This window comes from Microbacterium ureisolvens (assembly GCF_015278315.1).
Classification (GTDB): domain Bacteria; phylum Actinomycetota; class Actinomycetes; order Actinomycetales; family Microbacteriaceae; genus Microbacterium; species Microbacterium ureisolvens.
Window position 1 is genome coordinate 121,037 of the sequence record NZ_JADIJE010000002.1, and the last position, 25,786, is coordinate 146,822.

A 25,786-nucleotide genomic window follows, 5' to 3' on the forward strand; every position below is an offset into this window, starting at 1 on the left:
GTCAGCGGCCGTTCTTGGGGCGGGACGACACGTCGATGCGGTCCTGGGCGCCGAGCGACGACCAGGCGCTCGCGGTGCCCTTCGCCGCGTGCTCGGACGCGCGCACCGCGCGCTCGTCGGCCCACGCGTTGAGCACATGGCCCGAGTGCCCCCGCACGTGCTCGAGCACGACGTCGGGGAGGCCGGCGGCGCGGCGCGCATCGCGCGCGCTGATGAGCTGCTCGAGGATGTCGACGTTCTTCGTCGGCGAGCCGGTCGACGTCTTCCAGCCGCGGCGGCGGTGGCCGTCCATCCACTTGGTGTAGGTGTCGATGGCGTACTTCGAGTCCGCCTGGACGACCAGGTTGGCGACGTCGGCGTGGTCCTCGATAGCCTTCAGCAGCCCCGTGAGCTCGCCGACGTTGTTCGTGCCGGACGGGATCGACCCCGCGGCCCAGTGGCCGTCCTCGCCGACCCACGCCCAGCCCGTCGGTCCGGGGTTGCCCTTGCAGGCTCCGTCGGTGGCAACGATGTAGCGGGGCGCGTCTGTCACTCGGGCAAGGCTACCCGTCCGCGGCGTCCGCACCGCCCGCGGCGGTTTCACGCTGAGCCCGCCACTCGGCCGCGAGCTGCGGCATCCGCTCCGCCAGATATCGGAGGAAGTCGGCGATCTCCTGCGCGCGGGCCGCTGAGACCGGCGCGCCGGCGTTGTCGTCGGCGATGCGGTCGAGGTAGGCGGCCAGGCTGCCGTACAGCGGCGCGTTGGCTGAGATCATGCCCGACCACGAGTCCTCGGCGAGGTCGTACCGGTCGCGCCGGTCGCCGGGTCTCGACAGCCGATGGATCAGCCGCATCGACACGAGGTAGCGCACGGCGCCCGACACCGCGGCGGGTGAGACGCCGAGCCGTGCGGCCAGCTCGGCGGCGGTGTACCCCTCGTCGGGGGAGCCCGCCAGCGCCATCATGACGCGCGCCGGCATGCGCGGCATGCCCACGGCGGTCAGCATCGCCGCCGCCTGCTCGGCAGCCTCTGCACCCGGATGCTCGCTCGTCATGGCGATCTAGCCAGCCGTGGCCATCTCGCGCCGCCGCATGAGCGACAGCGACGCGGCCGCCCCGACGCCGGACGCGAGCACGAGCCACCACAGCCCGCGGAGGTCGACCTCGTCGCCGTCGACGAACGGGGTCACCGCGATCGGCGACAGGTGCACGAGCCAGTCGGGGAACTGGAAGAGCGGCCCGAACAGTCCCAGCATCATGCCCAGCAGCACGAGCGACCAGCCGAGCGGGATCGTCGCACGCGGCACCACGACGAACGCGAGCGCCGTGATGACGAGGAAGACGGATGCCGCGGCCACCTGCCCGGCGCCGGTCACGAGCACGGTCCGCATGAGGTCCCAGTCGCCGTCCTGGCTCGCCAGGCCCAGCGCGGCACCGCCGATCGCCGCGACCACCACGAGGATGATGCCGAGAAGGGCGACGACGAGGTAGTCCGCGAGCCAGCGAACGCGCCCGACGGGCGCGGCGAGCAGGGGTTCGGCGGTGCCGTGGGCCTCCTCCTGGCGCGCGCGGCACACGATCTGCACGGCACAGCAGGCCGCGAGCACGCCGAGCATCGTGAAGAACGTCGTGATCGTGCCCTGCTCGACGCTGCCCTCACCCGAGATCTGCCGCAGGATCTCTTCGACCGCCGGGTTGGAGGCGCCCACCTCCTTGACGATCGAGGCCAGCGACGTGGACAGCATGCCGGTGAGGAGGCCGCCGACCGCCCAGCCGAGCACCGCCCCGCGCGTGAGCCGCCAGACCAGGCCGGTCGGCGTGGAGAGCGCCGCGGAGGCGGTGGCCCGGCCGAGTCGCTCGGCCACGAAGCTGCCGCCGAGGTCGCGGGCCGAGACGAGCACGACCGAAACGACCGTGAGCACCAGGCCCACGCCGAGGCAGAGGAGAGCAGGCCACCACAGGTTCTCGTCGAAGGCGCGGGTGTTCTCGCCCCAGCCGAAGGGCGAGAGCCACGTGAGCCATGAGCTCTCCATGTGCGTGAGGTCGTCGCTCGGTGTGCCGGTGGCATTGCCGATGCCCGCGATCACGAACGTCGCCACGAGCGTCCACACGGCCAGCGAGTTGGCCCCGCGCGAGGTGCGCATGAGCTGGGCGGCGAAGAGTCCCACGCCGAGGAACACGATGCCGACCGCGCCCGCTGCCGACCCCGCGAGCAGCGAGCCTTCGGCATCCAGTCCGACGGCCAGGAACGCGGCGGCGGTCAGGGCTGCGAGGAGGGCGTTCGCGAGGACGCCGTGCAGCGCGGTCGCGAGGAACGGCATGGTGCGGGCGGCGGGTGTGGCCGCGACCAGCTCGGCGCGGCCGGCCTCCTCGTCGCCGCGGGTGTGGCGCACCGCGAGGAACGTGCTCATGAAGGCCGCCAGCATCGCCAGCCAGGGGAAGATGAGGAACACCATGAACGCGCCCTCGTCGGTGCCCGACGGAAGGCCGCGGAACAGCAGGATCACGGGGTTGGCCAGCGCCGCCGCGAGAAGGGACGTGCGGTCCTGCTCAGTGCCGTACGCGTCGCTCACCCCGATGAACGACGCATAGGCGAGGAGCGCCGTGCCCACTGCCCACAGCACCACCTGCAGCCAGTCGCGCCGCGCGCGTTGGCCCATCAGCGCGAGGAAGCGGCTCATCGCCGGTGACCGTTGCCCTCGAGCGCCGCGAGGTCGTCACCGTAGTGCCGCAGGAACAGCTCCTCCAGCGACGGAGGCGCGACCCGCAGCCCGGCGACGTTGCGGGCGGCCAGCTCGGGGAGCATCCCCGCGACCGCGTCGCTGTCGACGGTGAAGCGCACCCGCCCGTCATCGGCCACGACGTCGTGCGCGGCGGCGATACCGGCGGCGGCCGCGGCATCCGTCCCCTCGAAGGAGATCTCGGTGCGAGTCAGGTGCCGGAGGTCTGCCAGAGTGCCGGACTCGACGACCTTGCCCGCGCGGATGATCGACACGCGGTCGCACAGCTGCTCCACCTCGGAGAGGATGTGGCTCGACAGGAGCACCGTCGCGCCCGCCGCGCGCACGCGCGCGATCTCGGAGCGGAACATCACCTCCATGAGGGGGTCCAGGCCGCTCGTCGGCTCGTCGAGGATGTAGAGGTCGGCGGGCACGGCGAAGGCGGCGATGAGCGCCACCTTCTGCCGGTTCCCCTTCGAGTACGCGCGACCCTTCTTGCGTGGGTCGAACTGGAACGCCTCCGCGAGGCGCTCCTTCTCGGCCGTGTACGCCCGGTCGTGCCGTGATGCTCCGCGCAGTCGCGCCATGAGGTCGATCGCCTCGCCGCCGGACAGGTTCGGCCACACGCTGACGTCGCCGGGGACGTACGCGATGCGGCGGTGCAGCGCGACGGCGTCCCGCCACGGGTCCTGTCCGAAGACGGATGCCTCGCCGCCGGTCTTGCGCGCGAGCCCGAGCAGAACCCGGATCGTGGTGGATTTGCCGGCGCCGTTGGGGCCGAGGAAGCCGTGGATCTGTCCCTCGTCGACGGCGAGGTCGAGACCATCGAGGGCGTGGACGCGGCCATAGTGCTTGGCGAGGCCGCTGGTGCGGATGACGCTGGTCATGGCGCTGAAGGTACGCCCGTTTCACAAATTCCTGAATACTCCTCACGCTTTCCTCACGGCAGCGCCCCGGCCTGCCTGGCGCCGGTGCCGGCTGGTACGGTCGCGCCATGGCCGCCGGCATCGTCACCACCGACTCGACTCCGTTCCGCGAGAGCCTCGAGGGTCGCCCACAGGCCGTCCAGGAGATCGCGCTCGCCGCTCGCCGGCTGATCTTCGACGTGCTGCCGCAGACCGTCGAAGTCGTGTGGCCCGCGCAGCGCAGCTCGGGCTACGGCACCGGCCCGAAGAAGAACTCCGAGCAGTTCGCGTGGATCCTCGCGCACGCGGCGCATGTCGCGCTCGCGTTCCCGTACGGCGCCGAGCTCGACGACCCCGCGGGGCTGCTGGGCGGCACCGGCGCCAAGGTGCGAAACGTGCGGCTGAACTCGCTCGACGACGTCGCGGCGCCGGCGCTCCGCGCACTCCTCGAGCAGTCGATCGGCCACCGCGTGCCCCCGCCGCCGACTGCGGTCACTGTCGCCGACTGACCCGCCCTCGGTCCCCGCATGTATACCTAAAGCGGCCAGCTTCGATCTCCGATGGCACGGAGGGTGCTTTATGTATACACTGGCCGAGGTGTCGGACGAGGAGGTGATGCGCATGCGCGCCAGCGACCGTGCGTACGCGACCCTCCTCGACGAGATCCAGTCGGGCGTGCTGCGACCAGGCGCGGTGCTCGGCGAGGTCGAGCAGGCCGCGCGTCTCGGAGTCAGCCGCACGCCGCTTCGCGAGGCTCTCGGCCGGCTGGCGGGCGACGGGCTCGTCGCGCAGCAGTCGCCGCGCGTGACCGTCGTCACCGCGATCGACGCGGACGACATCCGCGAGATCTTCGAGGTGCGCCGCGCGCTCGAGGAGTCCGCCGCGCGTCTGGCGGCGGAGCGAGGGGATGCCGCAGCCTTCGCCGAGCTCGCCCACGAGTTCGCGCGGGTCGACCTCGGCGGCGGCGACGCCGGGGCCGACGGTCGCGACGCCTACTACGCGCTCATCGCGGACTTCGACCTCGCACTCGACACCGCCGTCGCGAACGACTACCTCACGGCCGCGCTGCGCACGGTGCGCACCCACCTCGTCAGGGTGCGACGGCTCGCACGCGACAATCCCGCCAGGCTCGCGGCATCCGTCGCCGAGCACCGTCTCATCGCGACGGCGATCTCGGCGCGCGACGCCGACCTCGCCGCGCACGCCACACACGTGCACCTCCACAACGCCCTGCACAGCATCCTCGAATCACTCGCCGCTTCGACGAGCTCGGCGACCGGCACGGTCCCCGCGACCGGTCCGGTCCCCGAGCCCGTCGAAGGGCCGCTCGACCTGAAAGGCCGGTCATGACCGTCATCCATCACCTCCGTGTCCACCGCAGCGACGAGAACCTCGCGCGCGAGGGCCAACTCGCGTGGCACATCGCCGAGGTCGCCGCCGACCCTGTGGAGGTCGACCAGGACGTCGTCGACATGATCATCAACCGCGTGATCGACAACGCGGCGGTGGCCGCGGCATCCCTGACCCGCGCACCGGTGAGCGCGGCGCGCCAGCAGGCTCTCGACCACGCCGTGTCGGTCGGCGGCTCGGGCGCCACGGTGTTCGGCTGCGCCCTCGACCGCAAGACGAGCCCGGAGTGGGCGGCGTGGGCGAACGGCGTCGCCGTGCGCGAGCTCGACTACCACGACACGTTCCTCGCGGCGGACTACTCGCACCCGGGCGACAACATCCCGCCGATCCTCGCCGTCGCGCAGCACGTCGGCGCCGACGGCGCCGCGCTCGTGCGCGGCCTCGCCACCGGGTACGAGATCCAGATCGACCTGGTGCGCGCCATCTGCCTGCACAAGCACAAGATCGACCACGTCGCCCACCTCGGCCCGTCGGCCGCCGCGGGCATCGGCACCCTCCTCGGCCTCGATGTCGAGACGATCTACCAGGCCGTCGGGCAGGCGCTTCACACGACGACCGCGACGCGCCAGTCGCGCAAGGGCGAGATCTCGACGTGGAAGGCGCACGCCCCCGCGTTCGCGGGCAAGATGGCGGTCGAGGCCGTCGATCGCGCGATGCGCGGCGAGACGTCGCCGAGCCCGATCTACGAGGGCGAGGACGGCGTGATCGCGTGGATGCTGGACGGGCCGGATGCCTCGTACGAGGTGCCGCTGCCGGGTGAGGGCGAGCCCAAGCGCGGCATCCTCGATTCGTACACGAAGGAGCACTCCGCGGAGTACCAGGCGCAGGCGTGGATCGACCTGGCCCGCAAGCTCCACGGCGAGCACCCCGAGCTCCTCGACCCCGCGAACGTCGAGGCCATCGTGCTGCACACGTCGCACCACACGCACTACGTCATCGGCTCCGGCGCGAACGACCCGCAGAAGTACGACCCGAAGGCCTCGCGCGAGACGCTCGACCACTCGATCCCGTACATCTTCGCGGTCGCGCTGCAGGACGGCGGCTGGCACCACGTCGACTCCTACACGCCCGAGCGTGCGGGGCGTGCCGACACCGTCGAGCTGTGGAACAAGATCACGACCGCCGAGGACGCGGAGTGGACGCGCCGCTACCACTCCGACGACCCGAACGAGAAGGCCTTCGGCGGTCGTGTGGAGATCCGCCTGACGAACGGCGAGACCATCGTCGACGAGATCGCCGTCGCCGACGCCCACCCGCTGGGCGCACGTCCGTTCGCCCGCGAGGACTACGTGCGCAAGTTCCGCCTGCTCGCCGAGCCGGTGCTCACGGCCGACGAGATCGAGCGCTTCCTCGACCTGGCCCAGCGCCTTCCCGAGCTCACCCCGGAGGAAGTGCAGCAGCTGACGATCGTCGCGGGCTTCGGCGTGCTGGCGGGCGCCCCGGCGCCGAAGGGACTGTTCTGATGCTGTACTCCACCGTGCCCGCGCACGAGAAGCGGCGGCTGTTCCGCGAGCGGCTCGCGTCCGGTGAGCTGCTGCGGTTCCCCGGCGCCTTCAATCCGCTCAGTGCCCGGCTCATCGAGCGCAAGGGGTTCGAGGGCGTCTACATCTCGGGTGCGGTGCTCAGCGCCGACCTGGGCCTGCCCGACATCGGTCTCACGACCCTCACCGAGGTCGCCGCGCGAGGCCAGCAGATCGCCCGCATGACCGACCTGCCGGCGATCATCGACGCCGACACCGGCTTCGGCGAGCCGATGAACGTCGCCCGCACGATCCAGACGCTCGAGGACGCCGGCATCGCCGGCACCCACATCGAGGACCAGGTCAACCCCAAGCGCTGCGGCCACCTCGACGGCAAGGCCGTCGTCGACGAGGACACCGCCGTCAAGCGAATCCGGGCCGCGGCCGACGCGCGACGCGACCCGAACTTCCTCATCATGGCGCGTACCGACATCCGCGCGGTGGAGGGGCTGGATGCCGCGACCGAGCGCGCGAAGGCGCTCGTGGATGCGGGGGCCGACGCGATCTTCCCCGAGGCCATGCGGTCGCTCGACGAGTTCGCCGCGGTCCGCGCCGCCGTGGACGTGCCGATCCTGGCCAACATGACCGAGTTCGGCAAGTCCGAGCTATTCAGCGTCGACCAGCTGAGAGACGTCGGCGTCAACATCGTGATCTGGCCGGTGTCGCTGCTGCGGATCGCGATGGGCGCGGCATCCCGCGCACTCGATACGCTCTCAGACGACGGGCACCTGACCTCGAAGCTCGGCGAGATGCAGCACCGCGCCGACCTCTACGACCTCATCGACTACGAGCAGTACAACCACTTCGACCAGGACGTCTTCAACTTCCAGATCGCCCGCTGAGTCACTGACCCCGAAGGAGCTGTCATGACCGAACCCGACATCAAGAAGGGGCTCGCCGGCGTCGTCGTGGACTACACGGCTGTCTCGAAGGTGAACCCCGAGACGAACTCGCTGCTGTACCGCGGCTACCCGGTGCAGGAGCTCGCGGCGACGCAGCCGTTCGAGTCCGTCGCCTACCTGCTGTGGCACGGCGACCTGCCGACCGATGTGCAGCTCGCGCAGCTGCGCGCCACCGAGCGCGCCTACCGGCACCTGCCGGCCGACGTCCGCGCCGCGATCGACCTCGTGCCGATCGACGCGCACCCGATGGACGAGGTGCGCACGGCGGTGAGCCTCATCGGCGCCCGGGATCTCGCCGGCACCGGCTCTGTGCTCGACGCGAGCGGCAGCGCGGACGAGAACCTCGCGCGCAGCATCCGTCTGTTCGCCGTCCTCCCGGCGATCGTCGCGTACGGCCAGCGGCGCCGTCGCGGCCAGCAGCCGGTCGCGCCCCGCGACGACCTGGACTACGCCGCCAACTTCCTCTGGATGACCTTCGGCGAGGAGTCCGACGAGGTCGTCGTCGACGCGTTCAACCGGTCGATGATCCTCTACGCCGAGCACTCGTTCAACGCATCCACCTTTACCGGCCGCGTCATCGCCTCGACGCTCAGCGATCTGTACTCCGCGGTCGTCGGCGCCATCGGCGCGCTCAAGGGGCCGCTGCACGGCGGCGCCAACGAGGCGGTGCTGCACATCTTCGACGAGATCGGGACTGCCGAGAACGTCGGCCCGTGGCTCGACCAGGCCCTCGCCGAGAAGCGCAAGATCATGGGCTTCGGGCACCGCGTCTACAAGCGCGGCGACTCTCGCGTGCCGACGATGAAGGCGGCGCTCGACACGCTCGTCGAGCACTACGACCGCCCCGAGGTCGCGGCGCTGTACGACACGCTCGAGTCGGAGTTCGTGAGCCGAAAGGGCATCTATCCGAACCTCGACTACCCGTCGGGCCCCGCGTACAACCTCATCGGCTTCGACACCCTCACGTTCACGCCGCTGTTCGTGGCCGCCCGGGTCACCGGCTGGACCGCCCACATCATGGAGCAGCTCGCTTCGAACGCGCTCATCCGCCCGCTGTCGGAGTACAACGGTCCCGACGAGCGTCACATCGAGGGGTATGTGGCGGATGCCGCACACCTGGCCGCCGCCGACCGCGAAGAGGAAGCCGCGGGGTGAGGCCATGAGCCTCTGGTTCGGCGACGTCGCGGGCATCGACCTGACCGCGATGGCGCCGGGGACCCTCATCGAGAACCTCGGCATCGAGATCGTCGAGATCCGCGACGACGCGCTGGTGGGACGGATGCCGGTGGACCGGCGCACCGTGCAGCCGGCAGGTGTGCTCCACGGCGGGGCATCCGTCGCGCTCGCCGAGACGCTCGCGTCGTGGGCCGGCTATCTCGCGGTCGACCGCGAGCGGTTCCACGTGGTCGGGCAGGAGATCAACGCCAACCACATCCGCCCGATCTCGTCGGGCTGGGTGACGGCCACGGTCGCCCCCGCCCACATCGGGCGACGCGCGCACGTGTGGGAGATCCGCATCGTCGACGAAGCGGGGCGCCTCGTCTGCATCTCGCGCTGCACCCTCGCGGTCATCGAGCAGCGCAGCACCTACGCGACGCCGGACGCGCGCGGCTGACCCCTTCGGTGTCGCAGCGTCGCTGCCGCTCCGCACGCGGGGGTTGAGGTGGCGCCAGTGGTGGCGTTCGGTGGGGTGTTGCGGCGTGTCGTGACACCTGAGCCGCCGCTTGCGGGACTGAGGTGGCACGAGTGGTGGCGTCGGGTGGGGTGTTGCGGCGCGTCGTGACACCTGAGCCGCGGGGCGGCTCGCCGTCTCAGGCGTCGCCGATGCGGCGCCCGGGGATCCGACGGACCGCCGGGCCGAGCGCGGCGCGCAGCAGCCCCACCAGCCCGTAGGGAAGGAAGAAGGCGAACACGATCAGCACCGCGCCGTAGACCGCGCCGGTCGCGGCCGGGCTGATCGTCGACGTGAAGGTCGGGACGTACTGCACGAACAGGGCGCCGAGGACCGCGCCAGGAACCGTGGCGAGGCCGCCGACCACGATCAGCGTCACGAACGAGATCGACAGCGTGAGGCCGAAGTTCTCGGGACCGATGAACTCGAGCAGGAGCGCGTACAGGCCGCCCGCGACCCCGGCGTACACCGCCGAGGCGGCGAAGAGGCGTGTCTTCGTCTGCCAGACGTCGACGCCGAGCGTCTCGGCGACGAGCTCGGCGTCGCGCACCGCGACGAACGACCGGCCCAGGCGCCCGCGGGCCAGCCGCCGCGTCACCAGGTACGCGAGCCCGGCCACCGCCAGCGCGAGGTAGTACACCCACTGGTCGTGCGCCAGCGGGATCCACCCGGGCGGATCGCCGTCGATCGCGATGCCCCGGCTGCCGTGGGTCCACGGCTCGAGCGCGCGGATGACCGCGGGCGTCGCCATCGCCATGGCGAGGGTCACGAGGCCGAGCTGCAGGCCGCGCAGTCGCAGGGCCGGCAGGCCGATGAGGTAGCCGACCGCGAACGGCAGGGCGCCGGCGACGACCAGCGTGAGCGGATGCGGCATCCCGGCCTCGCCAGCGACGGCCACGGTGTATGCGCCGATCGCGAAGAACGCCGAGTGCCCGAGCGAGACCTGCCCGCCGAACCCGACGAGCAGGTTCAGCCCGAGGCCGACGATGGCCCAGATCATCACGAGCGTCACGGTGAGGTTGATGTAGCTGGGGTTGACGAGGGGAACCGCGATCAGCCCCACGGCGGCGGCGACACCGAGCAGGATCGCCAGCCAGCGCGGCGGGGCGAGCGGCGGGCGCGGGCGGCGCAGCCATTCCGCCAGCGAGCCGGTCGGGCGCCGCGAAGCGAGGAGCGTGCGGACCGGTGAGGTCGTGCTCGTGGTCGAGGTCATGCGCGCACCAGCTCTCGGCGTCCGAAGATCCCCTGGGGTCGCAGCAGCAGCACTGCCACGATGATCAGCAGCGCGACCACCTGCTTGAGCTCCGAGCCGACCGCGGGGAGGTAGCTGCCGGCCAGGTTCTCGATCACCCCGACCGCGACACCGCCGACCAGCGCGCCGACGGGGGACTCGAGCCCGCCCAGCGTCGCGGCGGCGAACGCGTAGATGAGGACCGGCCCCATCATGCCGGGGTGGAGGAACAGCTCCGGGGCGATCATCGTGCCGGCGAGCGCGCCGACGGCTCCCGCGATCGCCCAGCCGATGGACATCGTGCGGCCGGTCGAGATGCCCGACAGCTCGGCCGACTCGGGCGCCGAGACCGCGGCGCGCATCCGCAGGCCCACGCGTGTGAAGCCGAACAGCGCCGTCAGGCCCGCCGCGACGACGAGCACCGAGAAGACGATGCCGACGTCCTGGCGCGAGACCGAGACGCCGCCGATGACGAACGAGCCTGCGCCGAAGAGGGCCGGCATCTCCTTGGTCTGGTAGGTCCAGACCCAGCCGATCAGGGCGTTGAGCGCAATCATCAGCCCGAGGCTCACGATGATGAGCGGCAGGTGCTGGTGGCGGCGCACGAGTGGGCGCACCAGCACGCGTTCGATGCCAGCCGACAGCAGTGCGAGAACCGCCATCGAGGCGAGGAGCGCGCCCCAGATGGGCACGCCCCACGCGGTGAGCTGCCACGACACGTAGGCGCCCAGCAGGGCGAGCTCGCCCTGCGCGAAGTTCAGCGTGCGCGAAGCGCGGTAGACGAGCACGATGGCCAGCGCCAGCGCGCCGTACACCGCACCCGTCGCGATGCCGTCGACCACCTGCTGCAGGAACATGCTGACTCCTCACATCCCGAGGTACGCGCGGCGCACCTCGTCCTGGTCGCGCAGCTCGGCGGCGGGCCCGCGCACGGTGACGGAGCCGCTCTCGATCACGATGGCCTCCTCGGCGATGCCGAGCGCCAGCTCGGCGTTCTGCTCGACCAGGAGCATCGCCGTGCCGGTCTCCCGTCCGATCTCGTCGAGGGTCGCGAACAGCTCCTGGGTGATCTTCGGCGCGAGCCCGAGCGAGGGCTCGTCGAGCAGCACCAGCCTCGGCGCGGCCATGTAGGCGCGGGCGATCGCGAGCAGCTGCTGTTCGCCACCGCTGAGACCGGACGCCGGCCGTCCGCTCCGCTCGGCGAGCCGCGGGAAGCGCTCGAGCCAGCGCGCGGCCTCCCGCGCGGCTTCCCGCGCAGGCCGGCTGGTGCCGCCGACCAGGAGGTTCTCGCGCACCGTGAGGTCGCCGAAGGTTCCGCGCCCCTGGGGCACGTGGGCGATGCCGGTCCCGGCGACCCGGTGCGGAGGCATCCCGCTGATCTCCGCTCCGTCGAAGCGGATGGACCCCGCCACGCGGCACATCCCTGAGATGCTGCGCAGCGTCGTCGTCTTGCCGGCGCCGTTGGCCCCGAGCACGACGAGTCGCCCGCCCTGCGGGATCTCGAACACGATGTCGCGCAGCACCGTCACCGCGCCGTAGCCGGCGGCGGCGATCTCGACCGACAGCAGCGTCATGCGGCGGCACTCCCGAGGTAGGCGGCCACGACCTGCGGATCGCGGGCCACCTCGGCCGGCGTGCCGGTCGCGATGACGCGGCCGAAGTTGAGGACGACGACGCGGTCGCAGACTGCGCCGACGAGGCCCATGTGGTGCTCCACCAGCAGGATCGCCGTGCCGCGCTCTGCGGCGAGGCGACGCAGGGTCGTGCCGAGCTCGAGCACCTCGCCGTGGATCAGGCCGTTGGCCGGCTCGTCGACCAGCAGGAGCCGGGGCTGCGCGATGAGCGCGCGCGCCAGCTCGACGCGCTTGAGCGTGCCGAACGGCAGGGTGCCGACCACGCGCGGCGCGGCGGCGGCCAGGCCCAGGTCGTCGAGCAGTTCGAGGGCCTGCGCACGCATCACCCGCTCGGTCCGCGCGATGTCGGGGAGGGCGAGCGCGCTCGCCCAGTACCCGCCGCGGGTGGCGTGGTAGGCGCCTGCCAGCACGTTCTCGAGCACCGTCTGCGAGGGCAGCAGGCCGAGGTTCTGGAAAGTGCGGCCGACGCCGAGCGCGGCGATGCGGTGCCGGGGGAGCCGAGTGACCTCGGCGCCCCCGACCCGGATGCTGCCCTGCTGCGGGCGGTAGAGGCCGCTGACGCAGTTGAACAGGCTCGTCTTGCCGGCTCCGTTGGGCCCGATCAGCCCGACGACCTCGCCGTCCGCGACGGTCAGACTCGGCCCGTCCAGGGCCTGCAGGCCTCCGAACGACAGCCGGACGTCCGAGATCTCGAGCAGAGCGGCCATGTGTCAGTCGCCGACCGTGTACGTGCCTTCGGCGAGGTCCCAGTTCTCGCCGTTGAAGACCTGCACCTTGATCTCGCGGAACACGAAGGGGTAGTCCGGCGTGGTGGTCACCGTGACCGGCGCCAGGTCGAGTTCGAGCTCGTCGAACGACGTCGCAGCCTCCAGCAGCGCCGTGCGCGTGCATCCGTCCATCTGCGTCAGCGCCGCCTCCAGCAGCTGCGCCGTCTGATAGCCGGCGGCGGCCGGGGCCGAGAGCGCGTTCACCTCGTCCGGGTGCGCCGCGGCGAACTCGGTCCAGGCGTCGAAGCCCGCATCGCCCGCCTGCGACGGGTCGGTGATGTCCTTCGTGTAGGCGATCGACACCACGCCGTCGGCCGCGCCGGGTCCGGCGGGCTTGAGGAAGAACGTGGCATCGGCGGCGGGCGCGTTGATCACCGTGGTCGCGTCCCAGCCGAGCTCGAGCTTCTTCTTCAGCGACTGCGTGGCGAACGCGCCCACCGCCCAGTTGAGGAACACGTCGGCGCCCGACGAGGCCAGCGTCGTCACCTGGCTGTCGACCGAGGCCGAGGCCACCTCGTACGACTCCGCGGCGACGAGCTCGACGCCGGTGCCCTCGAACGCCTCCTCGAAGCCGGCGCGGATGCTCTCGCCGAAGTCGTCGTTCTGGTACAGGATCGCGGCCTTCGCGTCGGGGTGGTTCTCGACGATGTACTCGCTGAGCGCCTGCACCTCGAAGCCGTACTGCGGCATGAACGCGGTCGTCCACGGCTCGGTCTCGTGGAGGCCCAGGATCGCGTCGCTGCCGGTGCCCGTGTAGAGGTTCGGCACGCCGGCCTCCTCGACGTAGGGTGCGACACTGATCGCGGCACCCGTGCCCAGCACGCCCGCGAGGGCGAACACGTCCTCCTGCTCCACGAGCGTGCGCACGTTGGCCGCGGTCTTGGCGGGGTCGTACCCGTCGTCGAGCACCGACACCGTGACCTCCCGGGTCACCCCGTCGGCGAACTCGAGTCCGCCGTCTGCGTTGATGTCGTCGAAGTACGCCCTGAGCGTCTGGCCGATCGCGCCGTACGCGGCAGCCGGCCCCGACAGCGGGATGCTGTTGCCGATCCGCACCTCGGTGTCGGTGAAGCCGGGGTCGCACTGCGCCTCTTCGGGGCCGGCGGCCTCGGGTTCGGGCTCGCGGCCGGCGCAGCCGGCCAGGACGAGGGCAGTGGCGGTGGCGCCGGCCGCGAAGAGCGGCAGCAGGCGGCGGGAGGGGCGGGTGGTGCGAAGGGTCGACATCATTCCTCCTCGAATGCGTCAGGTGCTGTGTGCTGCGGGAAGGGTGTCGCCGGTGGCGACGGGACGTTCCTCGACTCGCTCGAGGACGAAGTGGAAGGCGCGGCCGTGGTCGTCGGTGCCGCGTCCGGTCATGACGCCGAAGACCGCGCCGGGGCTCAGCCGCACGAAGTGGTCGATGATGGGCTGCCCGTCGTAGACCATCGACGCGGTCACGACCCCGTCGTGCTCGATCAGCCGGAGGCTCGCGCCGCCGCGGGCGAGCCGGGAATCCGACACGAGCGTGCCGTCGTCGGCCGTGCAGACGATCGGCGCCACGTCGTCGTCGGAGCGGAAGAGCTTGCCGTACCACCGGCTCCGCTCGAGCATGCGCCCGGCGCGGTGATCGTGCGTGGCGGCCCATCCGTGCCACAGGCCCCGCAGCTCGCCGGTCGTCACCGGTGGCAGTGAGCGCCAGAGCGCCGCCAGGTCGTCCTCGGGCAGGCCCGTGCGCAGGCGCTCGAGAAGAGGGAGAGCGGATGCCGCGGCCCCGGGCGCGGCAGGTTCAGCCGCCGGTGCAGCGCCCGGTGCAACCGCCGGCGTGGCGCTCGCGGTGGCCGCGGGCGCGGCATCCGTCTCGTCCATCACCAGGACCGGCTTGACCACTCGGCCCGCCCGCGCGTCGGCGATGGCGGTCGCGGCGTCGGCGAACGCGTACGGCGCGACGAGCCGTTCGACGGGAAGCCGTCCCGCCCGCCAGAGCGCGGCGAGCAGGGGAACGTCACGGGCGACGTCGGAGTCGCCTTCGATCACGCCGGTCAGCGTGCGTCCCCACAGCACGCGGGTCTGCGAGACCCTGACGGGGTTGGCGCCCGGCTTGAGGGCCACGGTGGCGGCGACGCCGCGAGGGGCGAGGGCCGCGATGGCGGTGTCGAGCGACTGCTGCGAGCCGACGGTGTCGACGACCTGTGTGAACACGGGCGACACCGTGAGCTCGTCGGGCGCGTGCGCCTCGGTCGCGCCCAGCTCGAGGGCGAGCGCCCGTCGGGCGGCGACGGGGTCGCTGACGACGATGCGGCCGACGCCGCGGTGCGCGGCGGCCATGACGGCGGCGAGCCCGGTCGTCCCGGCGCCGAGCACGAGGAGCGCATCGCCCGGCACCGGGCGCAGCACGTTCAGCACCGTGCCGGCGCCGGTCAGGATGCCGCATCCGAGCGTCGCGGCCACCTCCCAGGGCACGTCGGGTCCGATGGACGCCACGGCGGACTCGTGCACCACCACGTGTGTCGCCCACGACGACTGAGCCATCCAGCCCGTGGTCACGCGCTCGCCGTCGGCGGTGGCGGCGTCGGACCGCTGGGCGTAGTTCAGCTCGGCGAACCGCTCGCAGTACGCCGGGTGGCCGTCTTGGCAGGCGGGGCAGGCGCCGCACGAGCCGAAGCCCAGCACCACGCGGTCGCCGGGCCTCGTGCGCGTGACGCCCGCGCCGACGGCCTCCACGATGCCGGCACCCTCGTGGCCGAAGACCGCGGGGTAGCGGTCACCGGCGCCCCCGTCGATGCCGAACAGGTCGGTGGCGCACACGCCCGACGCCATCACCCGGACGACGAGCTCGTGCTCGCCAGGCGCCCGGAGGGCGACGTCGGTGAGCGCGACGGATCCGCCGCGCTCTCGGACGAGCGCGGCCACAGCGGCTGTCATGGGCTACGCCGGCGTCAGTTCGCGGTCGGCCGCGCGCAGCGCGACCTTGTTGACCTTGCCCGCCGCGTTGCGGGGGAGTGCCGGCACCACGACGAGGGCCTTCGGCTGCTTGAAGCGGGCGAGCTTGTCGGAGAGCCAGCCGTGCAGCTCCTCGATGGTGAGCTCCTCACCGGGCGCGAGTGCGACGGCCGCGACAGGCACCTCGCCCCAGCGCTCGTCGGCGCGGCCGTAGATCGCGGCCTCGATGATCTTCGGGTGGGCGAAGAGCACGTTCTCGACCTCGGCGCAGTAGATGTTCTCACCGCCGGAGATGATCATGTCCTTCTTGCGGTCGACGACCCACACGAAGCCCTCCTCGTCCTGGCGGACCAGGTCGCCGGAGTGGAACCAGCCGCCCTCGAACGCCTCGGCGGTCTCGGCGGGCTTGCGCCAGTAGCCCTTCATGAGGGTCGGTCCGCGGTACACGATCTCGCCGACCTCGCCGGGTGCGACATCCTTCATCTCGTCGTCCACCACGCGGTACTGGATGGTGGGGATCGGCTTGCCGACCGAGCCGAGCTTGCGCAGCGAGTCCTCGCCGCGCAGCACGCAGGTGATGGGCGAGAGCTCGGTCTGACCGAACACGGCGACATTCGTCGCGTGCGGGAAGGTGTCGGCCATGGCGTGCAGCAGCGTGTCGGACGCGGGTGCGGCACCCCAGCTGATGATGCGCAGGTGCAGGTCGCGCTCGGGGATCGAGGGATCGGCGCAGATCACCTGCCACTGCTGCGGCACGTTGAAGACGATGGTCGCCTTCTCGCGCTCCCAGGCGTCGAGGAGCTCGGTGGCGTTGAAGGCGCCGAGGGGGTGGATGACCGTCGGGATGCCGATGATGAAGTCGGCGGCGATCGACCCGAGCCCTGCGATGTGGAACAGCGGCGCCGTCATGAACGAGATGTCGCTCTCGTCGACGACGTTGTTCGCGCGGATGCACGTGATCGACTGCGCGTAGAGGTTGATGTGGTCGAGCATCGCGCCCTTCGGGCGGCCGGTCGTGCCCGACGTGTACATGATGAGCGCGGTGGTGTCCTCGGGCACGTCGGGCGCCTCGAATCCCGCCGGGTCCTCGGCGATGAGGTCGGTCCACGCCTCGTGCCCGTCGGTGAGCGCCGCGGTGTCGCCGATCACGATGACCCGCTTCACGCGGTCGGTGAGCTGGGCCACGGCTGCCACGAGCGGTGCCAGCGGCGCCTCCACGATGAGCACCTCCGCGTCGGCGTCGTCGACGATGTAGGCGATCTCGGGCGGAGTGAGCCGCACGTTGATCGGCACGGCGATCGCGCCGATCCGGTTGATGCCGAAGACCGAGATCACGACCTCGGGACGGTTCAGGGTCAGCAGGAGCACCCGGTCGCCGGCGGCGACGCCCCGGCGGGCCAGCGCGGCCGCGAAGGCGTCCATTCCGTCGCGGGTCTGCGTCCAGGTCGTGGTGGCTCCGAGGAAGCGGAAGGCCGCGGCATCCGGCTTCATCACCGCGTGCGTGGCGACCTGGTTCATCCAGTGGTTGCGGCGCGCAGCGGCGGGGATGGCGGTGGGGGCGGAGTCGGTCATCGGGTTGCCTCTCGTCAACGTCTTCGTCGCGATGCCGCATCGCTGCGGCACCGGTGGCTGGTGTCGAGTATGGCAGGAGAATCGGCGGATGTCACGATTTTTGTTAACGGAAATTCACATCGATGCCGACCGTCCAAGTGAACCGGACATCGCGCCTGCGGCCGCGCGCAGGGTCCACGCGGGTAGGCTGTCGCGCATGCCCGTCGCCGTGCCTTCTCCCGCCGCCGCCCGCACGAGGCCGCGCGACCGCAAGCGGCGCATCGAAGAGGCCGCCGCCCTCGCCTTCGCCCAGCACGGCTACCACGCGGTCGGCATGCAGGACATCGCCGCCGCGGTCGGCATCTCGGCGCCCGCGCTGTACCGGCACTTCCCGAACAAGTACGCGCTGTTCGTGCAGACGGCGTTCACGATGGCGCACCGTCTCATCGAAGACACCGACGCGGTGGCCGCGCTGCCGCTGGATTCCGCCGAAGAGGCCAAGGTGGCCCTCGACGCGCTCGTCGACGCGGTGATCGCCACCACCGTCGAGATGCGCGCGACCGGCGGGATCTACCGCTGGGAGGGCCGCTACCTCGAATCCGACGACCGCGAGCTGCTCACGGCCGAGTTCCGCACCCTGCGCGGGCGCTTCGAGAGCGCCCACGTGGTCTACCGTCCCGACGTCGACGAGATCGACCGCCGGCTCCTGGTGCTCGGCGCGCTGAGCGTCGTGGCGAGCATCACGGCGCACCGGACGGTCGTCGGCGCGAAGGCCCTGCGCACGCTGCTGGCAGACGCCGCCTGGCGCGCCCTCGACGGCACGCTGCCGGCCGCCGGCGACGCGACGGAGACGGATGCCGCACCCGCCGCCCGCGCGGACGACGAGCCCGCGTCCGAGCGAGGCAGGCGGGCGAGGCTCATCGACGCCGCGATCCGGCAGTTCGCCGCCCGCGGCTACAACGAGGTCACCATCGAGGACATCGCGGTCGAGGTGGACCTCACCCCGTCCGGCGTCTACCGCCACTTCGACGGCAAGTCGGCCCTGCTGCTGGCCGCCTGCGACCGGGCGGCGGTCGAGCTCGAGCGCGCGGCCCTGTACGCCCGCGAGTCCGCCTCGTCGCCCGAGGACGCGCTGCGGCGCCTCAGCCGCGCGTACGTCGACCACACGTTCTCGCACCTCGCGCTGATGCGCATCTACTTCTCGGAGATCGGGAACCTCGCGCCCGAGGAGCAGCGCCGGCTGCGCGCCGTCCAGCGCGCGCACATCGCGGACTGGACCGCGCTGCTGCAGGCCGTGCGGCCCGAGCTCAGCGGGCGCGAGGCCGCGGTGCTGGTGCACGCGGGGCTCGGCGTCGTGGCCGATCAGACGCCGCTGCTGCCGGTGCGCGACACCGCGGCGGCCGAGCGCCTGGCGCGGCTCGTCGAGATCGTGCTCGGCGTCGCGGCCTGACCCTCGCGTCGCTCGCGCTCGCGCTCGCGCTCGGGCCGGGCCGTGTGGAGCCCCGTTCTTCGGCGAGAGAACAACTGGTCGCCGAGATGAGGGTTGGTTCCCTACCTCTCGGCGACCAGTTGTACCCTCGCGGGGTTGCCGGGGCCGGCGCACCCGGCGTCCCCGGGCCGGGCTACTTGGCCTTGCCGTGGAGCATCGGGATCATGCGCTCCACGAGGTGCATGTCGCGCGGCGACCGCTCGAGGGTCAGCAGGTTGAGCGCGGCCTTGCGCGTCTGGCGCGCGATCGACTTCGGCGCGCTGAACTCGCGGAGGCCGTCGGCGCCGTGGATGCGGCCGAAGCCCGATCCCTTGACGCCGCCGAACGGCAGCGCGCCGATCGCGGCGAAGCCGAGCACGGAGTTGATCGTCACGACGCCGGCGCGCAGCTGCGCGGCCACGCGCTCGCCCTTCTTCGCGTCCTTTGTGAAGACGGCCGCGCCGAGGCCGTAGTCGGTGGCGTTGGCCCTGGTGATCGCCTCGTCGAGGTCGGCGACGGCGTTGATGACCACGGTCGGGCCGAAGGTCTCGCGCTGGACCGCGTCGGCCTCCTCCGGCACGTCTACCAGCACGATGGGTGACACCGTCCGGTCGGCGATCGACTCGGGACCGCCGAAGACCGCCTTGCCGCCGCGGGCGAGGGCGTCGTCGACGTGCGCCGCGACGACGTCGGTCTGGGCCGCGAGCGTCATCGGACCGTAGGTGGGTGCGTCACCCGTGACGACGATGCGCTTGGCGCGCTCCACGACCTTGTCGACGAGCGCATCGCGCGCGCGCTGCTCGACGTACACGCGCTCGACGCCGACGCACGTCTGGCCGGCGTTGCCGAGAGCGCCGAAGGCGATGAAATCGGCCGCGGCGTCGAGGTCGGCATCCGCCGCGACGATGAGCGCGTCCTTGCCGCCGCACTCCGCCACCAGGGGCGTCAGACTCTCGGCGCAGGCTGCCATGACCTTCTTCGCGCTCGCCGTCGAGCCGGTGAAGGCGACCTTGTCGACGCCGGCGCGCACGAGGTCGGCGCCGGTGCCTCGGTCGCCCGTGATCACCTGGAGCACGGGGCGGTCGCACGCTTCACGCCACTTCTCTGCGACCCAGACAGCGGTGCCCGGCGTGAGCTCGCTGGGCTTGAAGACGATGGCGTTGCCGGCGGCGAGAGCGTACGAGATCGAGCCCATCGGCGTGTAGAACGGATAGTTCCACGGCCCGATGACGCCGACCACGCCGTACGGCACGTAGCCGAGCGTGGCGTGCTGGTTGTAGTTGACGAGCCCGGCCTTGACCTTGCGCCGCTTGAGCACGTGCTCGGCATTCTTCGCGGCCCAGTCCAGGTGCCCCAGCGTGAGCATCACCTCGAGCAGCGCGTCGCCTTCCGGCTTGCCCGTCTCGCGGGCGATCGTCGCGGCGAGTGCCTTCGCGTCGCGCGCGATAGCGGCCTTGAAGGCCGTCAACACGCGCCGCCGGCCGGCGAAGCCGAGCGCTGCCCACCACGTGGCCGCCTCGCGGGCAGCCTCGACGGTGCGCCGCACGTCGTCGGCCGAGGCGACCGGATAGGAGGCGATCGTCGTGCCGTCCCGTGGGTCGGTCGTGGTGAGGACGGACGTGCTGCTGTCGTCTTGGAGCAGGGTCATGGCGGGCCTTTTCCATCTCGTCGCCGAGATCTCGTCGTTGAGGGCGGGCGGAAGTGAATGGTGATTCACGGTAACGCGGTGGGGATGCCGTGACAAGAGATCGACGGCATATTTTCGAATCCCAGTTAGAATGTGGAGGATCGAAAGGGGCCACCGGTGTCGCAGAGCGGCGAGGACGGCGCGACGCTGAAGTCGCAGCGCACACGGCAGCGGATCCTCGATGCCGCCGCGCAGGTGCTCAGCCGCAAGGGTTACGCCGGCACCCGGCTGACCGACGTCGCCGACGTCGCCGGCGTGCAGGCGCCGGCGATCTACTACTACTTCGGGTCGCGCGACGACCTCGTCGAAGAGGTCATGTGGGCGGGTGCGCACCGCGTGCGCGTGCACGTCGATGAGGTGATCGCCGCGATGCCCGCCGACGCGTCGCCGCTCGACCGCATCCTCGCGGCGGTCGATGCGCACCTGCGGTACGAGCTGCAGATCTCGGACTACACGACCGCCTCCGTCCGCAACGCCGGACAGGTGCCGGAGCACCTGCGCGTGCGCCCCGCAGCCGAAGAGGCGGCGTACAGCCGCATCTGGCGCGACCTCTTCCACGCGGCGCAGGACGCCGGTCAGCTGCGCGCCGACCTCGACATCAACATCTTCCGGCTGCTGCTGCTGGGCTCGATGAACTGGGCGGTGGAGTGGTGGAATCCCCGCACCCGCAGCCTCGACGAGCTCGTCCGCCAGACCCAGGACCTCGTCCGCCACGGCGCCGGCGCCTGAGCCGCGTTCTCGGCATCCACTCGCCCGCCGATGTCAGCCCGCCGGAATCGGAGATCCAGCGAGAATCGGCCGGTTCAGAGACAAGTCTCCGATCTTCGCCGGATGTCCGTTTCTCACCGCGCCCGATGGAGCCCCTGCGCGACTGCCCGCATGATCAGGTCCTGCACCTCGTGCCAGCGTTGCGTGATCTGGCCGTTGCCGACCCGGATCACGTGGTAGCCCAGAAGGGTGAGCTCGGCGTCGTGTCGGATGTCCTCCTCGCGCTGCGGGCCGACGTGCGTGCCGCCGTCCACCTGCAAGACGAGGCGGTCGCCGATGAGGAAATCCACGCGGTGGCGGGCGATCCAGATCTGCTGCCGGATCGGCAGCCGCAACCAGCGCAACCGCGGGATGACGGGCGATTCGAGCCCGGAATCCGACCAGACGCTCGCTTCGGCACAGAGCCTCCTGGCCGCGGGTGGCAGCTTGAGTCTCCTAAGGCCTCCTTCCTCACCGCTTCGCGCCGCAGCGCCGATTCCCAGATCGCAAGGGCGGCGTCATGCGGCTGGCACTGTGCGACGAGCACGAGGACGTTCTCGATCGGGTCCACAAGGGAATCCGGATGCCGCGGCACGGCGGGCGTCGCCCAGTGCAGGTGTGCCCGTTCGATGCGCCGCCTGCCGTTCGTGGCCAGCGCAAGATGCGGGACCGATTCGGCGACCTGCCACAACCCGAGCCGCCGGGCCTGCGTGATGCAGGTCAGGACCGCGCTCGCAGCGGCCGCCGCGCGGAGCTCCGGGTCGGTTCCCGGCAGCGAGATCCAACTGCGGCCGACCCGCTCGAACACCCCCTCCGCCACCAGCCGGGACCGAGCGTGCTCTCTGATGCCGAACGACTCCAGCGTGCGCGTGCGCGCGATGCCGCCCAAGGAGCGCAGGACCGCGGCTGCACCGTTCACGATGCGAGTCTGCGGGTCGACGGGTCGCAGACTCGCGGCGTCCGCCGCATCTGTGGATCCTGCTCATGACCCCCGGGCTGTGGAGGAGACGGCGAGGGCTTCCCAGGGGGTGAAACGCGGAGATCCGGCGAGAATCGGCCGATGGCGCGGCATCCGCCCGACTCTCGCCAGATCTCCGATTCCCACCCGCGGGCCTCGGGCTATGGCGCGCGAGCCCGCCGGGGCCTCGGTGCATGGCGGCAGTGTGCCGCGGGCGGAGTTGTTCGGCGAGGAGCGGACGAATCCCGGGTGAAACGCGGAGATCCGGCGAGAATCGGCCGATGGCGCGGCATCCGCCCGACTCTCGCCAGATCTCCGATCTTCACGGGTGCCGCCACCCGACCCCGACGAGCGCTCGCCTGCCACGGTGCGCGCGGGGGGTCGCGCACCGCGGCAGGCGAGCAGCGGGGAGGGACGGATGCCGGGGGGCGAGGCATCCGTCCCCGAAATGCGTCAGGCGAACAGCGACAGGCGCTGCGTCAGCACCTCGTGCGCCTGCGCCACGGTGCGACGGACGACGTCGCCGGCAGGCGGGATGTCGCGGATGAGGCCCTGCACCTGCCCGACGGTCCAGATGCCGGCCTCGAGGTCGCCGTTCTCGAAGACCTTTCGGCCGCGGGCGCCCGCGACGAGCTCGCGCACGTCGGGGAATTGTCCACCGTCGGCGAGGATGCGCACGACCTCGTCCGAGACGGAGTTCTTCGCCACGCGTGCGGTGTTGCGCAGGGACCGGAAGATGAGGTTCGTGTCGAGCTCGGTCGCCTCGACGATGCGCTCCTTGACCGCCTGCGACACCGGCGACTCGGCCGTGCACATGAAGCGCGAGCCCATGTTCACGCCGTCGGCGCCCAGCACGAGGGCCGCCGCGAGGCCGCGGCCGTCGGCGAATCCGCCTGATGCGATGAACGGGATGCCGAGGGCATCGGCCGCCGCCGGGATCAGCACGAGGCCGGGCACGTCGTCTTCGCCGGGATGGCCGGCGCACTCGAAGCCGTCGATCGACACCGCCGTCACGCCGACCTTCTCGGCCTTGAGCGCGTGACGCACCGAGGTGCACTTGTGGATGACGCGCACGCCGTGGTCGCGGAACATGTCCATGTGAGGCTCGGGGTTCGCGCCCGCCGTCTCGACGATCGTCACGCCGGCGTCGATGATCGCGCGCCGGTACTCGTCGTACGGCGGCGGGCTGATCGACGGCAGGATCGTGAGGTTCACGCCGAACGGCTTGTCGGTCAGCGCGCGAGCCCGTTCGATCTCCTTCACGAGATCAGCCGGCGTGGGCTGGGTGAGGGCCGTGATCATGCCGAGGCCGCCCGCCTCCGACACGGCGGCGGCGAGCTCGGCGCGGCCGACCCACATCATGCCGCCCTGCACGACGGGGTGCTCGATGCCGAGGGCCTCCGTGAACCGCGTGCGCAGGCGCGTGCGTTCCGTCTCGTCGCTGCGCTCCTCGCTCAACGACCGAGTGGCCGTGTCACTCATAGGTCTCACCCGCCTCCGCCTTCGCCACGAGCGACACCGGCGGACGGAAGCGCTCGCCGTACCGCTCGGCCAGCTCGTTCGCCCGCGCGATGAACCCCGGCAGACCCCCGGCGTACTGATTCACGTACTGCAGCACCCCGCCGGTCCAGGCCGGGAACCCGATGCCGTAGATCGAGCCGATGTTGGCGTCGGGCACCGAGGTCAGCACGCCGGCGTCGAGGCACGCGATGGTGTCGAGGGCTTCGGCGAACAGCATCCGCTCCTGCAGGTCCTCGAAGGGGAGCACAGTTCGTCCCGACCCGTACTTCTCGCGCAGACCGGGCCAGATGCCCACGCGCCGGCCCGACTCGTCGTAGTCGTAGAAGCCGGCCCGCTCGCGGCGGCCGATGCGCTGGGCGTCGTCGACCATCCAGTCCACGACCGCCTCGGACGGGTGCTCCACCCAGACCTCGCCAGAAGCTTCGGAGGCGGCCCGGGTCTCGAGACGGATCTTCTGCGTCAGCGAGATGGTGAGCTCGTCGAGCAGCTGGAGCGCGCCCGCGGGGTAGCCCGCCTGCAGTGCGGCCTGCTCCACCGACGCGGGTTCGACGCCCTCGCCGACCGCGGCGACCGCCTCGGCGATGAAGGTGCCGATGACGCGGGAGGTGAAGAAGCCGCGGGCGTCGTTGACGACGATCGGGGTCTTGCGGATCTGCTGGACGTAGTCGAACGTCTTCGCGAGCACCTCATCGCTCGTGCGCTCACCCCGCACGATCTCGACGAGCGGCATCTTGTCGACGGGGGAGAAGAAGTGGATGCCGATGAAGTCGTCGGTGCGCTCCACTCCCTCGGCCAGCAGCGTGATCGGAAGCGTCGAGGTGTTGGAGCCGAGGACGGCGTCGGGCTCGACGACGTGCTGGATCTCCTGGAACACCGCCTGCTTCACCGGCACCGACTCGAACACCGCCTCGATCACGAAGTCGACGCCGGCGAAGTCGGCCGGGTCCGCCGTCGGGGTTATCCGGGCCAGAAGCGCGGACGACTTCTCGGCGGTCGTGCGGCCACGCGCCAGCGCCTTGTCTTCCAAGCCGCGTGAGTAGTCCTTGCCCTTCTCGGCCGCCGCGAGCGTGACGTCCTTGAGCACGACCTCGATGCCGGCCTTCGCCGACACGTACGCGATCGCGGCACCCATCATCCCGGCCCCGACGACACCCACCTTGCGGGCCTGGTACTTCGGGTAGCCGTCAGGTCGTGAGCCGCCGGCATTGATGTGCCCGAGATCGAAGAAGAACGCCTTGATCATGTTCTTCGCGACCTGGCCGTGGGTGAGCTCGACGAGGTACCGGGTCTCGACCTTGGAGGCCGTGTCGAAGTCCACGTACGCACCCTCGACCGCCGCGGCCATCGCCGCGCGCGGGGCGGGAAGCGGTGCGCCCTTGAGCTGCTTGCGCAGCGTCGCCGGGAACGCCGGCAACGCCCCGGCGAGCGACGGCGAGTTCGGCGCCCCGCCGGGGATGCGGAAGCCCTTCTCGTCCCACGGCTTGACCGGTGCAGGGTGAGCCGCGATCCAGGCCTTCGCCGCGGGCACGAGTTCCTCCACCGAGGGCACCAGCTCGTCGACGATGCCGACGGCGAGTGCGTCCTCGGGCGAGAACTTCGTCGCGGGCAGGATCACGTCGGTCAGCGCCTTCTGCAGCCCGAGCATGCGCACGAGGCGCGTGATGCCGCCGCCCCCCGGCAGCAGCCCGAGCGAGACCTCGGGCACGCCGAACTGCGCGCCGCGGACGTCGGCTGCGATGCGGTGGTGCGCCGCCAGCGCGACCTCGAGGCCGCCGCCGAGCGCCGTGCCGTTCATCGCGGCGACGACCGGCTTGCCCAGCACCTCGAGCCGGCGCATGTCGGCCTTGACGGCGTCGATGTGCGCTGTCTCCTCCGCCGCCTTCGCCGGGTCGGCGGCGCGGAGGAGGTTCAGGTCGCCGCCGGCGAACCAGCTCTTCTTCGCCGACACCAGGATGACGCCGCGGATGCTCTCGCGCTCCGCCTCCAGCCGGTCGGCCGTCGCCTTGAGGGCGGCGACGAAGTGGGGGTTCATGGTGTTGACGGTGCTGTCGGGATCGTCGAGGGTGATGACGACGTCGCCGTCGGCATCCTGCTCCCATGCGTATCCCTGGTACACGGTCGTCTCGTCGATCGTGGTGCTCATAGGTGTGTTCTCTTCTCCGGTCGATTCGGACGGATACTTCGACTCGTGCCCC

General features: G+C 71.4%; 23 protein-coding genes. 8 read left to right on the forward strand and 15 right to left on the reverse strand.

Annotated features, from left to right (window positions below):
• Position 1: 1 nt before the first annotated feature.
• Genes IM767_RS02920 through IM767_RS02935 form a run of 4 tightly spaced genes read right to left on the reverse strand, consistent with a single transcriptional unit; the run spans position 2 to position 3,586 of the window.
• Positions 2-532 (reverse strand): ribonuclease H family protein, encoded by a 531-nt coding sequence (locus tag IM767_RS02920; RefSeq protein ID WP_109208966.1) that lies wholly within the window; start codon positions 530-532, stop codon positions 2-4.
• Between the two features lie 10 nt (positions 533-542).
• Complete coding sequence (locus IM767_RS02925; protein ID WP_109208967.1) at positions 543-1,034, reverse strand: GbsR/MarR family transcriptional regulator; 492 nt, start codon at positions 1,032-1,034, stop codon at positions 543-545.
• 6 nt (positions 1,035-1,040) lie between these two features.
• Positions 1,041-2,660, reverse strand: coding sequence for an ABC transporter permease (locus IM767_RS02930; RefSeq protein ID WP_109208968.1), 1,620 nt, complete (start codon positions 2,658-2,660; stop codon positions 1,041-1,043).
• Positions 2,657-3,586: an ABC transporter ATP-binding protein gene (locus IM767_RS02935; RefSeq protein WP_109208969.1), complete on the reverse strand. Its 930-nt coding sequence runs from the start codon at positions 3,584-3,586 to the stop codon at positions 2,657-2,659. The genes IM767_RS02930 and IM767_RS02935 overlap by 4 nt, the downstream gene beginning before the upstream one ends.
• A 107-nt stretch (positions 3,587-3,693) precedes the next feature.
• Here IM767_RS02935 and IM767_RS02940 point away from each other — a divergent pair, with 107 nt between their 5' ends.
• The 6 genes from IM767_RS02940 (at position 3,694) to IM767_RS02965 (ending at position 9,051) form a co-directional block, all read left to right on the forward strand.
• Positions 3,694-4,113, forward strand: a complete 420-nt coding sequence (locus IM767_RS02940; RefSeq protein ID WP_109208970.1) for a DUF1801 domain-containing protein — start codon at positions 3,694-3,696, stop codon at positions 4,111-4,113.
• 112 nt (positions 4,114-4,225) lie between these two features.
• Positions 4,226-4,954: a GntR family transcriptional regulator gene (locus tag IM767_RS02945; protein WP_109209164.1), complete on the forward strand. Its 729-nt coding sequence runs from the start codon at positions 4,226-4,228 to the stop codon at positions 4,952-4,954.
• Positions 4,951-6,477 (forward strand): MmgE/PrpD family protein, encoded by a 1,527-nt coding sequence (locus tag IM767_RS02950; protein ID WP_109208971.1) that lies wholly within the window; start codon positions 4,951-4,953, stop codon positions 6,475-6,477. The genes IM767_RS02945 and IM767_RS02950 overlap by 4 nt, the downstream gene beginning before the upstream one ends.
• Entirely contained in the window at positions 6,477-7,376 is a 900-nt protein-coding gene (gene prpB / locus IM767_RS02955; protein WP_109208972.1) for a methylisocitrate lyase, read from the forward strand. The genes IM767_RS02950 and prpB overlap by 1 nt, the downstream gene beginning before the upstream one ends.
• A 24-nt stretch (positions 7,377-7,400) precedes the next feature.
• Positions 7,401-8,591 (forward strand): bifunctional 2-methylcitrate synthase/citrate synthase, encoded by a 1,191-nt coding sequence (locus IM767_RS02960; RefSeq protein ID WP_109208973.1) that lies wholly within the window; start codon positions 7,401-7,403, stop codon positions 8,589-8,591.
• A gap of 4 nt (positions 8,592-8,595) precedes the next feature.
• Positions 8,596-9,051, forward strand: a complete 456-nt coding sequence (locus tag IM767_RS02965) for a hotdog fold thioesterase (RefSeq protein ID WP_109208974.1) — start codon at positions 8,596-8,598, stop codon at positions 9,049-9,051.
• 196 nt (positions 9,052-9,247) lie between these two features.
• Here the strand turns inward: IM767_RS02965 and IM767_RS02970 are convergent, their stop codons facing one another.
• Genes IM767_RS02970 through fadD5 form a run of 7 tightly spaced genes read right to left on the reverse strand, consistent with a single transcriptional unit; the run spans position 9,248 to position 17,231 of the window.
• Entirely contained in the window at positions 9,248-10,321 is a 1,074-nt protein-coding gene (locus IM767_RS02970) for a branched-chain amino acid ABC transporter permease (protein ID WP_109208975.1), read from the reverse strand.
• Positions 10,318-11,196: a branched-chain amino acid ABC transporter permease gene (locus IM767_RS02975; protein ID WP_109208976.1), complete on the reverse strand. Its 879-nt coding sequence runs from the start codon at positions 11,194-11,196 to the stop codon at positions 10,318-10,320. Before IM767_RS02975 ends, IM767_RS02970 begins: the two co-directional genes overlap by 4 nt.
• A gap of 9 nt (positions 11,197-11,205) precedes the next feature.
• Positions 11,206-11,913 (reverse strand): ABC transporter ATP-binding protein, encoded by a 708-nt coding sequence (locus IM767_RS02980; protein WP_109208977.1) that lies wholly within the window; start codon positions 11,911-11,913, stop codon positions 11,206-11,208.
• Positions 11,910-12,680 carry an ABC transporter ATP-binding protein gene (locus tag IM767_RS02985; RefSeq protein ID WP_109208978.1) on the reverse strand — a complete coding sequence of 257 codons (771 nt, stop codon included), beginning with the start codon at positions 12,678-12,680 and terminating at the stop codon, positions 11,910-11,912. The genes IM767_RS02980 and IM767_RS02985 overlap by 4 nt, the downstream gene beginning before the upstream one ends.
• A 3-nt stretch (positions 12,681-12,683) precedes the next feature.
• Positions 12,684-13,964 (reverse strand): ABC transporter substrate-binding protein, encoded by a 1,281-nt coding sequence (locus tag IM767_RS02990; protein WP_162564202.1) that lies wholly within the window; start codon positions 13,962-13,964, stop codon positions 12,684-12,686.
• An 18-nt stretch (positions 13,965-13,982) separates the two neighbouring features.
• Positions 13,983-15,641 (reverse strand): alcohol dehydrogenase catalytic domain-containing protein, encoded by a 1,659-nt coding sequence (locus tag IM767_RS02995; protein ID WP_109208980.1) that lies wholly within the window; start codon positions 15,639-15,641, stop codon positions 13,983-13,985.
• A 3-nt stretch (positions 15,642-15,644) separates the two neighbouring features.
• Positions 15,645-17,231: a fatty-acid--CoA ligase FadD5 gene (fadD5, locus tag IM767_RS03000; RefSeq protein WP_109208981.1), complete on the reverse strand. Its 1,587-nt coding sequence runs from the start codon at positions 17,229-17,231 to the stop codon at positions 15,645-15,647.
• Between the two features lie 196 nt (positions 17,232-17,427).
• Here fadD5 and IM767_RS03005 point away from each other — a divergent pair, with 196 nt between their 5' ends.
• Complete coding sequence (locus IM767_RS03005; protein ID WP_162564203.1) at positions 17,428-18,660, forward strand: TetR/AcrR family transcriptional regulator; 1,233 nt, start codon at positions 17,428-17,430, stop codon at positions 18,658-18,660.
• 172 nt (positions 18,661-18,832) lie between these two features.
• On the opposite strand, the gene IM767_RS03010 is transcribed toward IM767_RS03005, so the two are convergent.
• Positions 18,833-20,326, reverse strand: coding sequence for an aldehyde dehydrogenase family protein (locus IM767_RS03010; protein WP_109208983.1), 1,494 nt, complete (start codon positions 20,324-20,326; stop codon positions 18,833-18,835).
• A gap of 156 nt (positions 20,327-20,482) precedes the next feature.
• Between IM767_RS03010 and IM767_RS03015 the strand changes: the two genes are divergently transcribed.
• The gene (locus IM767_RS03015; protein WP_198425634.1) at positions 20,483-21,094 is read left to right on the forward strand and encodes a TetR/AcrR family transcriptional regulator; all 612 of its coding nucleotides are present in this window, start codon (positions 20,483-20,485) and stop codon (positions 21,092-21,094) included.
• Positions 21,095-21,207: 113 nt separating this feature from the next.
• Here IM767_RS03015 and IM767_RS20660 read toward each other — a convergent pair whose 3' ends face one another.
• The 3 genes from IM767_RS20660 to IM767_RS03030 all read right to left on the reverse strand — a co-directional run bounded on the left by IM767_RS20660 (position 21,208) and on the right by IM767_RS03030 (position 25,734).
• Positions 21,208-21,468: an endonuclease domain-containing protein gene (locus IM767_RS20660; RefSeq protein ID WP_239453141.1), complete on the reverse strand. Its 261-nt coding sequence runs from the start codon at positions 21,466-21,468 to the stop codon at positions 21,208-21,210.
• A gap of 1,055 nt (positions 21,469-22,523) precedes the next feature.
• Positions 22,524-23,552 carry an NAD(P)H-dependent flavin oxidoreductase gene (locus tag IM767_RS03025; protein ID WP_194398792.1) on the reverse strand — a complete coding sequence of 343 codons (1,029 nt, stop codon included), beginning with the start codon at positions 23,550-23,552 and terminating at the stop codon, positions 22,524-22,526.
• Positions 23,545-25,734, reverse strand: a complete 2,190-nt coding sequence (locus IM767_RS03030) for a 3-hydroxyacyl-CoA dehydrogenase NAD-binding domain-containing protein (RefSeq protein ID WP_109208985.1) — start codon at positions 25,732-25,734, stop codon at positions 23,545-23,547. Before IM767_RS03030 ends, IM767_RS03025 begins: the two co-directional genes overlap by 8 nt.
• Positions 25,735-25,786 lie beyond the last annotated feature (52 nt).